Consider the following 13,019-nt stretch of genomic DNA (forward strand, 5'->3'; position numbering starts at 1 on the left):
GCCCCTTCCTTTTATTTCGTAAACTGTGCTTCTTCTGTAGATCCTTTTAACGCTGTCGTTGATGAAGTTCCGCCTGTAATCACTTGTGCCACTTCATCAAAGTAACCTGTTCCTACTTCGCGTTGATGACGTGTTGCAGAGTAGCCGTGTTTTTCAGCTGCGAATTCTGCTTGTTGTAGTTCAGAGTATGCTGCCATGCCGCGCTCTTTATAGCCACGTGCTAGTTCAAACATACCGTAATTTAATGAATGGAATCCAGCAAGCGTTACGAATTGGAACTTATAACCGTAAGATGCGATTTCCTTTTGGAAGCTCGCAATTGTTTTTTCATCTAGTTTTTGTTTCCAGTTGAATGAAGGTGAACAGTTATATGCAAGTAGCTTTCCTGGATGCTCCTTATGAATTGCGTCCGCAAATCGTTTTGCATCTTCTAAATTTGGTTCCGACGTTTCACACCAAACGAGGTCTGCATACGGTGCATACGCTAAACCACGCGCAATTGCTTGATCAAGACCTGCATTCGTACGGTAAAATCCTTCTGGTGTTCTTTCTCCTGTAATAAATGCTTTATCAACAGGATCGATATCGCTCGTAATTAAATCAGCTGCATCCGCATCTGTTCTTGCAACGATAATTGTCGGCACTCCCATTACATCTGCTGCAAGACGTGCAGAAATTAAATTGCGTACTGCTGTTTGCGTTGGTAGTAGTACTTTTCCGCCTAAATGGCCACATTTTTTTTCTGAAGATAATTGATCTTCAAAATGCACACCTGATGCACCTGCTTCAATCATACCTTTCATCAGTTCGAATACATTTAATTGCCCACCAAATCCAGCTTCTGCATCTGCTACAATCGGTACGAAATAGTCTGTATCATCGCTTCCTTCCATATGCTGAATTTGATCCGCACGTTGAAGCGTTTGATTAATTCGTTTTACTACAGCAGGTACGCTGTTCGCTGGATATAAACTTTGGTCTGGATACATATGTCCAGAAAGGTTTGCATCAGCTGCTACTTGCCAACCACTTAAGTAAATCGCTTTTAACCCAGCTTTTACTTGTTGCATCGCTTGGTTTCCTGTTAATGCGCCAAGTGCGTTAATATAGTCTTCTGTATGAAGCGATGTCCAAAGCTTCTCAGCACCACGACGCGCTAACGTATGTTCAATATCAATTGACCCGCGCAGGCGAATTACATCTTCTGCCGAATATGGACGTGTGATCCCTTTCCAACGCTCATCTAATTCCCAGCTTTCTTGTAACTTCTCGATTCTTTCGTTTTTCATTTGTTCCATCCCCTTTTCATTTTTTATAAAATTTCATAACCCGGTAATGTTAAAAATGGTACGAATTCATCATTTCGAACGAGATTTGTAAACAACGTTGTCGCCTCTTGGAATCTCCCTTTCTTAAAGGCTTCCTTACCAATCTCTCTTTCTATTTTTGCTAATTCTTCTTCTTTTAGCTCTTCCATTAATTCAAGCGTAATATTACGACCATCATTTAGTTTTCCACCTTCATGACGAATCCATTGCCATACTTGTGCTCTTGAAATTTCAGCAGTTGCCGCATCTTCCATTAAGTTATAAATGGGTGCTGCTCCCCGTCCGCTTAACCAAGATGCAATATATTGAATACCTACACTAATATTCATGCGAAGGCCCTCTTCTGTAATCGTTCCCACCGGTACCTCTAGTAAATCGTTTTCTTTTACACATATTTCTTCACGTTTTCTAAAAATTTGATTCGGTGTTTTCATAATGTGATTAAATACTTCCATTGCAACCGGTACAAGTCCAGGGTGGGCAACCCAAGTCCCGTCATGACCGTCTAAAGCTTCGCGCTCCTTATCAGCACGCACTTTTTCAAAAGCTGCTTCATTTGCTTCTGGATTATTTTTAATCGGAATTTGTGCCGCCATTCCTCCAATTGCTGGTGCATTACGGCGGTGACATGTTTGAATTACTTTCAAAGAATACGAACGCATAAATGGCGCCGTCATCGTGACTTGTGCTCTATCTGGTAGTAAGAATTTATTATGATTACGGAAACTCTTTAAAAAGCTAAAAATATAATCCCATCTTCCGCAGTTTAAGCCAGCAGAATGATCTTTTAGCTCATATAAAATTTCATCCATTTCAAACGAAGCGTGAATCGTTTCCAGTAACACAGTTGCTTTAATCGTTCCATTTGGAATGCCGATATATTTTTGAGCAAATACGAATACATCATTCCATAATCTCGCTTCTAAATAACTTTCCATTTTTGGTAAGTAAAAGTATGGGCCGCTTCCTTTTGCTAAAAGAGCTTTCGCATTATGGAAAAAGTACAAGCCGAAATCTACTAAGCTACCCGACATATTCTTCCCATCAACTTGCATATGCTTTTCCTCTAAATGCCATCCTCTTGGACGTACAATGAGTACAGCTGTTTTCTCATTTAATCTATATTCTTTCCCTTTATCATTTTTATGTGAAATCGTTCCCTTTACTGCATCTCGTAAATTGATTTGACCTTCAACTGCGTTTTCCCAAGTTGGTGCATTCGAATCTTCAAAATCCGCCATAAAAAGATGCGCTCCTGAATTTAAAGCGTTAATGACCATCTTTCTATCTACCGGTCCAGTAATCTCTACGCGGCGATCCTCTAAGTCTTTTGGCAGCTTGGCAATTGTCCAATCCGCTTCACGTATGTGTTTTGTTTCTTCTAGAAACTTCGGAAACTCCCCTGCATCAATTCTCTTTTGTTTTTCTACACGTTTTTGTAAAAGTTCTATGCGGCGCTCATTGAAATTCTCATGTAGTTCCTTCAAAAAACTAAGCACCTCAGGTGTCAATATTTCGTTGTACGCTGGTAACATTTCTCCAACGAGTGTAACCCGTGAAGTTTGCGTCGACATATTAGCATCCCCTTCTTAAACTGTTTTATAACAGATTTGATTTCATGTTTTATATTATATAACAAATCTTCAGAAAAGGAAGTTTTTTTTGAAAATTCATTTCATTTTTTTTCAAAACGCCATTCTTTCGTGCTTTATTTCATACAAAAAAGGCCGCTGTTATACAACAACGACCTTTTTGTATTATTTTTAAATTTCACTTTGACTAGTTAAACTTTATTACTGCCCTTGTTCCATATCATGCAATATTGCTCTATGTAAAAACTGTGCGTATTGTTCTCTTGTTACCTTCATAGACGGACCGAATTTACCTTCTCCGATTCCCATTGTAATACCATTTGTTTGTACTGCACTAATTGCATTCGTTGCCCATGAATTTGCTGAAACATCATTAAAGTTATGAGATCCCTTGGCCTGTAAGTCAAAAGCATTCGTAAGAACTTGTGCCATTTCCGCACGCGTTAACGTCGCCTTCGGTCTAAAGTTTCCATTCTCGTCTCCCTGGAAAATTCCCATTTCCGTTAAAGCCAATATCTCCTCGATAAAGCTTGTTGAATTTTCATCAATATCTCCATATGGGTTTTCATATTCATCTTGTTCTTCCATATCAAACACACGGTAAATTAAAGCTGCAACTTGCTCACGTGTTACATTATCCCCAAAACCGAATATTCCATCGCCATATCCCAAAATAATTTCTTGTTCCGCTAATTCATGAATTGCCTCATATGCCCAATGTCCTTTTGGTACATCTTTAAATACAATTGTATTTGTTTTTTGCAACGGTGCACTTTCCGCTTTTACACTGTTACTCTCTGCTGAGAATAACACCCCACCCATAATTGTTAATGCTGTAGCTGTTTTTAATAATTTTTTGCTCATCAAATTATCTCCCCAATATGTATATGTTTTTTTAAAAATATACAGAATAAATGGTATAGTGACAATATATTTTTCGACACATTTCGTGACGGTTTTGTGAATCATATTACACATCATGTCTTTTTTATGGGGTTGATTATAAAGCTTATGTATAACATTAAAAATACAAATAAACGAATAATAATTCTTTTTTAAACAAACAAAAAAGCACAAATATTTCTATTTGTGCTTTCATATTTCACTCTATTTCCAATCCTCTTTCAAATGATAATTAATAATCGCATTATTAATAAACTGAGCATATTGTTCTCTAGGTACAGGGCGATTTAATTCATACATGCCATTCCCAGTTCCTCTTACAACATTATTAGATTGTAGCGCACTAATTGCATCTTCTGCCCAGTGGCCTTTTGGAATATCTTTAAATGTATGTTTTTGTTTCGTTTCAAAATTAAATGCTCGTTTTAAAATGACAGCCATTTCCGCTCTAGAGATTGGTGCTTTCGGCCTAAAATTCCCTTGGCCATCCCCTGTAAAAACACCACGTTTTGTTAACGCCAAAATTTCCTTTTTAAAAGTTGTTGTACTATCAGAAACATCTTTATATGGATTCGCTACTGATCCTTCTTCTTTTATCTCAAGTGTTCTGTAAATAGTCCCAGCTACTTGTTCACGTGTTATAAGATCACCAACACCATACTTCCCGTTTCCATACCCTAATATAATTTTATGATATGCTAAATCCATAATAGCATCATATGCCCAAAATCCGTATGGAACATCTTCAAACACAATCATTTGTGGATACTCTTCCGCTTTTACAGGCGTCACATTCGTCCCTGCAAATATACCTCCTGCCATTGTCGCAATCATCATTACACCCAATATTTTTTTCTTCATTATCCTCTCTCCCTATTTCATTCAAATAAAATGAATTTCATTGTTTCAGGAGTACTCTTTTTTGGTGAATGTAAGATAAAATGCAAATCTTCTAGAAGAAATATTTCCACTACCTTTCTGCTTTATGCCTCCTTCTTTCTTTTTCAAAAAGGAAGTTGTCACCTCTAAGGTGTTATGTACTAAAACATTCTACAATCTCTTTATAAACTCCTTTTCACTTTACAACTTCCCTTTATTGGCGCGTAAAGGAAATACCTAATGGAGGTTACTATATTCATGATTTATATTTCAGAGTTAGCATTCCCCTTCACTGATAACTCGCCTTCTCTTCCCTTGCGAAAAGTTAGTGCCATCCCTACAAATATAAGGATAATCCTTATTACTTGCATCTAAATCCGGTCTAATAGTTTGGCAACAGCAGGATCTAAAAACACTAATACAGAAATAATTCTCGTCGATAAACCTCTTACACTGTCAAAAAACAAGTAATATACAAATCTAGTATGTATAAATCATCGCCTTGAAAATGCCCGAAGTCTATGAATAGTAGCAATAAAAAAAGCATCCTTTTTTTATTAAAAGAGGATGCTTTTTTTATATTTATTAACACTCAAATATGCTACTACTTTTGAAGAGTAAATTGGGCAACTATTTGTTTTAATTTTCCTGCTGCGTTATGCATATGTTCAATTGAAACCGAAATCTCTTGAACAGATTTTTCTTGCTGTTGAATAGACTCTTTTACCCTATCAGTTCGGTCAGATGATCTTTGGGAAATTTGAGCCATGTCTTCTACAGAAGCCGAGATTTCCTCACTACTCGCTGCAATTTCATCTGTAGACATAGATACCGTTTGAATTTGCTCAGATACTTGTTGTACTTTTTCTGTAATTGTTCCAAATACTTTTTCTGTGTGCATTACTACTTGTGTACCTGCCTGTACCTCATTATCTACTTTCCCCATCATATGTACCGTATGGTTCGTTGTTCCCATAACTTGAGTAATAAGATTCTCAATTTGTTTTGCAGAATCACTAGATTGTTCTGCTAATTTCCGCACTTCATCTGCCACAATTGCAAATCCTCTACCACTTTCACCAGCACGTGCAGCCTCAATTGCGGCGTTTAATGCTAATAAGTTAATCTGAGAGGTAATACCTTGCATTACATCAATGATTTTAACAATTTCTTCTGATTGTTCTTTCATAGTCTCTACTTGTTTCACACCGCTATGTACCGAATTTTGGATTGTATCCATCTGTTGAATCATTTGTTTCATTAATTTGTTACCACTCTCTGCATCTAATGCTGATTGAGCAGATAATTCATTTACAGAGGATGATGTATTGACTATACTCTGCATTCCTTGTGTCAACTCTTCCATCGCACCCGCAGTTTGTTCCATTGCTTGCATTTGACTCTCTGCACCATTTGCGACTTCTTCAATATCCATAGTGATTTTTTTTGCTGCACTACTAGATACTTCTGACGCAGATGCTACTCCGTCTGCATATTGGAATAGAAGCTGAATATTATTCTCTACTTCTTGCATATTTGTTCTTAGCCCTGCAATCATCTCATTAAAATTACTTACTAATACACCTAATTCATCCTTAGCAGTATAATCACCATGTACAGTTAAATCTCCTTCTTTCGCTCTTTCCATCATACGACTAACCGTTTGTAAAGGAGCAACTATAAGCTTGCTAATAATATAACTTACTATACATATAACGATTGTAGTAACTACTACAAGAATGATAAAGGTAATAACGGAACGATCAATCATTTTTTGCGAATCTTTAAATACTTGGTCAGCTAAATTTGAAACATACGATTCTAGATCCACTGCATAACCAGCTAACTCTATTCCCTTCGGTTTTAATTCCTTCTGAAATTCATTTACCATTTGCGGCTCGTTTGTTGCCTTCGCCTTTTCAAATAATTTCTTATATGTATCTTTATAACTTGGTAAAGATTTCTTCATCTTCTGAAACAGTTCATCCTCTTGCTTACTTAAATTAAAACCATCATCATATTCTTTTAATAAAGAATCATATTTTTTAAGATCCTTTTCAATATTATTAATTATTCCCTCTTTATTTGCCACTTCATTTTGTGATGCCGTAATTAACTCTAATAAGTTATATTCTAGTGAATTTTGTGTGCGAAGCATTCCTTCTAATAAAATTGCAGAATATTGATAATCATCTACTACAACCTCTGTATCGTGCTTAATCTTATTAATAGAATTAATTGCTACACTGCTTATAATTACCATACCTAAAACTGCTAATGAAATAAGCGCTAATAATTTATATTTCACTTTTAAATTTTGTAAAAAATACATTTTTTCACCTTTATTCCTTTATATATAGATTTTTAGAATTTTATAGCTTATTATTTACAAAATCGCAATAAAAAGCAATGATAAATATTCCCAATATGAAACTTATATCTCTATAAAAAAAAGTAGCATAATAGCTACTCCTTTTTTCTTTGTTTCTCATATTGTTCAAACGTATGAATTCTTTCAAAAATTGGTGGGTGCGTGTATAAGAAAAATTTCACTAACGCAGGCGGATTCACTTGGCTTAAACTTGTTTTTGATAAATATTGAAAAGTTTTCACACCAGATTTTCCGTCCTTCGTCATATTTAAAGCATATTGATCTGCCGCTCTTTCTTCTATACGTGAAACATAGTTTGTTGCTGGTTGTACTGCAAATGAGAGTATAGAAGAAATTAAGAAAAATAAAGGTAAAATGGAGAAACATGCCACTTTTGAAATTTGCAATGTATCTCCCCATTTGCGAATACACATATTTATAATACGACTAATTAAAAACATACCTATAAACGATAGCAATACATAACTTGCAACGCCAAAATATATATGCTTCATAACATAATGCCCCATTTCATGGGCCATGATAAATAAAATCTCTTTATCTTTTAACTGCTTAAGCGTTGTATCCCACATTACAATACGGGCGTTAGGGCCAATTCCTGTTACGTAAGCATTTAATGCATTCGTTTTTTCTGACATATTTACTTCATATACGTGTTTAGCAGGAATATCCGCTTTGTCTGCTATCGCTAAAATTTTCGTTTCTAATTCTTTATTTTTCAGCGTCGAGAAGTCGTTATAAAGCGGATCAATAACGACAGGCTGTATGAATGTTAAAAAGATTGTAAATGGAACAGAGAGCGCCCATCCTGCGAGCCACCATCTCTTCGGAAATTTACGGATAAGCCATAATAGAACGGTAACTACAATTAACATAGTCGCATAACTTTCCCAAAAACCGATAACATGATCTTTTATCCAGCTTTGTGTGCTTTGCGTTGAAATGCCGTAATCAACGGACACTTTCCGGCCAATCCATTGCATCGGTAAGGCAAGCACTGTTGTCAATAATGATAAATAAAAGAAATAAATCGCAACTTGCAAAACACTTATTTTAGTCGTTTCCTTCGACCATTTCTCAAACTTTCTTGAAATACCTAGCACAAGTACAAATAATAAAATAATCCATTCAAGAGGCGTCGCTAAAAAGTATAGTAAATTTTTCACGCGCGAATAATCTTGGCTTAGCGTAAGCTCTCTCGTACTCATAAACGTTTCTGGATCTGCACTCGTTCCCTTATACATGTCCGGAATAAGTTCATGATTCCATCCAAATAAATACCAATATATAAGTAACGCAAATCCAACGTACAAAAAAAGCGACCAACCGATAACCTTCCTCACGCTATTCCCTCCTCTATGCTGCCTGTCTATTATTATTGTAAGTTCGTACACGCTAAATTAGAACAAGCTTATTATGTGAATTGCTCGAGATCCTTTTATTTACATAAAAAAACTCTTCTACACAAGAAGAGTTTTACCTATCTTTAAACACTTTCTTTAGTTCATAATCTGGAATAAGGATCGCACGTACAAACCAACACACGTACCCTACTTGCGTTTTAGATAACATAAAAAGCCTCTTTAAGGAAGTACATCTATTAATAAATTAAAATCTTGTAAAGAGAAAGAACTATATTTCATAATACCCTGTACAGCTAAAAGTAAAACAAGACCGATCACACACATATAATTAACGCTTTCTTCATTCTTTTTTTCAGTAACCACTCCACCACTTATACATAAAATCCCTAGCAAATGAAGCGCTAAATACATGAAAAAGTAAGCTTCCTCCCAGCGCAAAATAACATTTACTGTCGTTATTAACACTAGACTAAGTAAAATCAAATAAAAAAACTTATTTGATGATATCGTTTCATTCATATAATTTTATACATCCCTTTCAAATTTCGAATTAATGATGTTTCAAAGCTATAAAGTAAATGATTATTTTCATACCATAAAACAAAAGGAAAGCCACCATTACTTTCTCGAATACTTTATGAATCCACATATACTTCTCTTCATTCTTTCTGAAGATGCGCTTCATCATTTCTTCTACAATTAGACCAAATATTAGTAAAACCCCGAACACAATAAGAAGAGAAATAATATTTTCTTTTAAATGAGTACTAGAAAATAAGTACTACTCTGGAAACACAATCGTATCTACTACAGGTTGAAGCCAATGACAAACGCTTTTATCACACATATCTGTAATAGACGTAGCATCTATAATCTCTTTTAATATTTTTTCAACCGTCTTCTTCATCTCATTTACTCCCCACTATATCTGAAAAGCTCTTTTCCTGCTCTGCATATATAACTGGCACTTCTTTACTCCAATATTTACGATTAACAAATAAAAAGATAAGTACTAAGTTTAATCCTGTTATAAAAATAATAAGTCCAGGAAAGAATGTCGTATAATTTGAGAAATCGGCAAAACTCATAATTTTTTCTCTACTTATTAAAAAAGACGCACCCATTATAAATGTATTGTTTAACATATGTATTGCAATTGGCATGAGTAAACTTTTCGTACGAATATATACGATTGATAATACGATGCTGAATATGGCTGCACCGAGGAAATCAACATGTAACAACGCAAACAATATTGCTACAACGATGGTCGCTATGCTCGTTCCCCATTTTGTTGCAAAACGTTGAAGTAAAAATCCGCGAAAAACAAACTCCCCGATAATTGGTGCGATGAATACGACCCTAATGACTTGATATACATATCCCCCAGTACTATCTATAATCGGTTCATGCAATGCATTCATAATAAAGTCCGGTGTAATCCATGCAAAACTATACATATACAAAATAAGATACCCGTAACTAAACATGCACAACATAACCGTAATGTATAAAACTTGCACCAAGTTAAATGTTTCATTTTTATTAACAAACAATGAAAATGAAATGCGATGCTTTCTATACTCATAAAAAATCCATACGATCGGAAGGATATAGAATATAAGGATATTTATAAAAGAAGAATTTTGTATATGAAATATACTTGTTAGCAAATCGCCACTACTTCTCGCTATTAAAATTAATAGTGCAAATACAATTAAAAAATATCTAGCTCGCATCACTTGAAACGGATTCACACTCATCTCCTCCCCTATGTTACTTTTATCATATCATTTGATTCTTAATTTTTTGCGAAAGAAAACCTTAAAATTTCCTTAAAAATTCCATAAGTTACAAAATGATGATATGATATTCGAGAAAATTAGGAGGGATTTTTATGTACCAAGCAAATATTTTACTTGTTGATGATGAAACAGCAATTTTACAATTACTAACTACCATTCTTGAAAAAGAAGGTTTTTCTCATATTACAACTGCAACATCAGCTGAAATAGCTTTATCTCTAACTAAGCAAAACAATTACGATTTAATTATTTTAGATGTAATGCTTCCTGGACAATCCGGTTTTGATATTTGTCCAATCATTCGCCAACAAACAGATTGTCCAATTTTCTTCCTATCAGCAAAAGCATCTGATTTAGATAAAATATCCGGATTTTCATACGGTGCGGATGATTATATTACGAAGCCCTTTAATCCATTAGAAGTAGTAGCACGTATGAAAGCACAGCTTCGGAGACATATGAAACAAACCGTACCACACGAACAAAAATCACACTCGATTTCATTTGGCAGATTTGAAATTGATCAGCACTCTGCAGAACTGACAGTGGATGGTCACATTGTCGAATGTTCCGCTCAACTCTTTCAACTACTACTCTTCTTTTGCGAGAATCCGAACTACGTATTTTCGAAAGAGGAAATATACGAAAAAGTTTGGGGAGCACCTGCCTATAATGGCGATGACAACACTGTTATGGTCCACATTCGAAAACTGCGTGAAAAAATTGAACACGATCCAAGTAAACCAGAATATATAAAAACCGTTCGCGGGCTTGGTTATAAGTTCGTTACAAAGTAGGGTGACGATATGAATTTTAATAAACGACTTATTATTCAATTTATCATGCAACACGTTTTTGTTTTAGTTACATTACTTATCGCTGTAGTTGCTGCTTTTACTTATTTAATTTTTCTTCTTACTAGTACTTTATACGAACCTAATATTCCAGATTCTGATAGTTTTACAATTTCAAGATACATCTCTTCAGAAGATGGGCATATTTCGTTACAATCTGAAGTGCAAGATTTAATAAAGGAGAAAAATGATTGGCTCCAAGTTGTAGATGAAAACGGAAAAATCCTCTACCACTTTAATACACCAAATGATGTTCCGAATGCTTATACGAAGACATCTTTAGTCGCATATATACAACATCATATCGAAAGTAATTATAAATTTACATATTGGGAAATTGAATTAGAAGAAAAGAAAGTACTTGTTATTTATGGTGGTATGTTAAAAAGCAATGCGTTACTGACAGCAATTCAAAAGGATCACTCCTCTTTAACGATGGATTCGTTCACATTAACAGATCAAGAAAAACAGTTACTGTCTAAAGAAAAAGCAGCACTTCAAATATTTAATCAAAATGGCGAAGAGGTTTTTGCCTATCCAGCTGGAAAGAAAAAAACATTTTCAGCAATACAAATCGCCCTTAATGAAAAAGAACCGTGGAATCATAAAGAAAACACGTCTAGCTTTTACGATGCAAATAGTGGCAACCTTCTCGTTGTGACTGCGAAAAATGATCACTACTATCCAGATGACGAAATTGAAGATGTATTTACTAAGAAGTTTCTCATCGGATGCGGATTAATCCTTCTTATCGTATTTGTTTATTTAGTCATTCTTTCTATTTGGTACGGTAATAAATTCGGGAAACCGTTATTACATGCGATGCGCTGGCTTAAAAATATCGCTGGTGGAAAGTATGAAGAACCCATTAGTAAAAAAGGAAAACCTGTCAGGTTCCGGCGATCTGGTAAAGAAAAATGGTCATTCCGTTTGTTTAGAGATGTAACAAGTTCACTAGAACACCTTTCTATTACACTCAAAAAAAACGATGCGATGAGGCAAGTACTTCAGCAAACACGAGAAGAATGGATTACCGGTCTAACGCATGATTTAAAAACACCACTTAGCTCTATATATGGCTACGCATTATTACTCGAATCGAATCAATATAACTGGACTGATCGTGATATTCAGCAATTTGGTAGTGTTATGAAAGAGAAATCTCAATATATGACGACATTAATTGATGATTTAAGCTTAACGTATCAATTAAAAAATAACAGCCTTCCTGCCCAACACGTAAACGTTGAAATCAATCAGTTCGTTCAAAAAGTGTTATTGCAATTTATTAACAATCCAACACTCCAAAATCAAAATATTGAATTCGTACCGAGCTCAAATAAAATTCAATATTTCATTGAAGAAAAATGGTTCCAGCGTATTATCGAAAACTTACTAGTAAATGCTGTAAAACATAATAATGAAACAACTACTGTCATCGTAAAACTATCACAAAACGCTAATTCCTTTACACTCTCCATTTCAGATGATGGAAAAGGAATGGATGAAAAAACGAAAGAACTTCTATTTGAACGATATTACCGCGGAACAAACACAGAAGAAAGCAACATCGGAACTGGACTTGGCCTAGCCATTACAAAACAGCTCGTTCATGCTCATAACGGAACAATTTCCGTTGATAGCGCACTCGGAAAAGGAACGACGATTATTCTTGTATTTCCGTTTCGTTCGTAGGAAAGACGCTATGTGGCGTCTTTTTTCTTTCCTGGGATAATTTTACAGTAATTGAAATTATGTGGATCGTTTTTTTGAGGTGTTTTAGAGGTATATGAAATTATATCGGCGATTTTTTGAATATATCGGCGCAACTCGAATTATATCAGCGATTTTCTAGATATATCGACTTACCGACAAAAACCGACAATACTAACCTGCTTCCTC

The 13,019-nt window shown here is 35.0% G+C and carries 10 protein-coding genes and 2 pseudogenes; 2 read left to right on the forward strand and 10 right to left on the reverse strand.

Annotated elements, in window-relative coordinates:
* Positions 1–11: 11 nt before the first annotated feature.
* The 10 genes and pseudogenes from aceA to H6481_RS16665 form a co-directional block, all read right to left on the reverse strand.
* Entirely contained in the window at positions 12–1,289 is a 1,278-nt protein-coding gene (gene aceA, locus H6481_RS16620; protein ID WP_000787346.1) for an isocitrate lyase, read from the reverse strand.
* Between the two features lie 23 nt (positions 1,290–1,312).
* Positions 1,313–2,902 carry a malate synthase A gene (gene aceB, locus H6481_RS16625; protein ID WP_182812392.1) on the reverse strand — a complete coding sequence of 530 codons (1,590 nt, stop codon included), beginning with the start codon at positions 2,900–2,902 and terminating at the stop codon, positions 1,313–1,315.
* 219 nt (positions 2,903–3,121) lie between these two features.
* A complete protein-coding gene (locus tag H6481_RS16630; RefSeq protein ID WP_113304420.1) occupies positions 3,122–3,889 on the reverse strand; it encodes an S-layer homology domain-containing protein in 768 nt (255 codons plus the stop codon).
* A 138-nt stretch (positions 3,890–4,027) separates the two neighbouring features.
* Positions 4,028–4,684 (reverse strand): S-layer homology domain-containing protein, encoded by a 657-nt coding sequence (locus H6481_RS16635; protein ID WP_000727104.1) that lies wholly within the window; start codon positions 4,682–4,684, stop codon positions 4,028–4,030.
* 281 nt (positions 4,685–4,965) lie between these two features.
* Positions 4,966–5,246, reverse strand: a pseudogene (locus H6481_RS28845) (EamA family transporter); the annotation flags it as partial.
* Between the two features lie 60 nt (positions 5,247–5,306).
* The gene (locus H6481_RS16645) at positions 5,307–7,034 is read right to left on the reverse strand and encodes a methyl-accepting chemotaxis protein (RefSeq protein ID WP_182812395.1); all 1,728 of its coding nucleotides are present in this window, start codon (positions 7,032–7,034) and stop codon (positions 5,307–5,309) included.
* Between the two features lie 134 nt (positions 7,035–7,168).
* Complete coding sequence (locus tag H6481_RS16650) at positions 7,169–8,437, reverse strand: M48 family metallopeptidase (protein ID WP_001233328.1); 1,269 nt, start codon at positions 8,435–8,437, stop codon at positions 7,169–7,171.
* A gap of 240 nt (positions 8,438–8,677) precedes the next feature.
* Positions 8,678–8,977: a DUF2101 family protein gene (locus H6481_RS16655; RefSeq protein ID WP_016082517.1), complete on the reverse strand. Its 300-nt coding sequence runs from the start codon at positions 8,975–8,977 to the stop codon at positions 8,678–8,680.
* A gap of 31 nt (positions 8,978–9,008) precedes the next feature.
* Positions 9,009–9,365: pseudogene (locus H6481_RS16660) on the reverse strand (hypothetical protein).
* 1 nt (position 9,366) lies between these two features.
* Complete coding sequence (locus tag H6481_RS16665) at positions 9,367–10,215, reverse strand: type II CAAX endopeptidase family protein (RefSeq protein WP_182812398.1); 849 nt, start codon at positions 10,213–10,215, stop codon at positions 9,367–9,369.
* Positions 10,216–10,355: 140 nt separating this feature from the next.
* Between H6481_RS16665 and H6481_RS16670 the strand changes: the two genes are divergently transcribed.
* Positions 10,356–11,060, forward strand: a complete 705-nt coding sequence (locus H6481_RS16670) for a response regulator transcription factor (protein WP_029442109.1) — start codon at positions 10,356–10,358, stop codon at positions 11,058–11,060.
* A 9-nt stretch (positions 11,061–11,069) separates the two neighbouring features.
* Complete coding sequence (locus tag H6481_RS16675; RefSeq protein ID WP_001010445.1) at positions 11,070–12,812, forward strand: HAMP domain-containing sensor histidine kinase; 1,743 nt, start codon at positions 11,070–11,072, stop codon at positions 12,810–12,812.
* The last annotated feature ends 207 nt before the right edge of the window (positions 12,813–13,019 follow it).

Origin of the sequence: Bacillus sp. ME78 (genome assembly GCF_903970865.1) — a bacterium.
GTDB lineage: Bacteria > Bacillota > Bacilli > Bacillales > Bacillaceae_G > Bacillus_A > Bacillus_A cereus.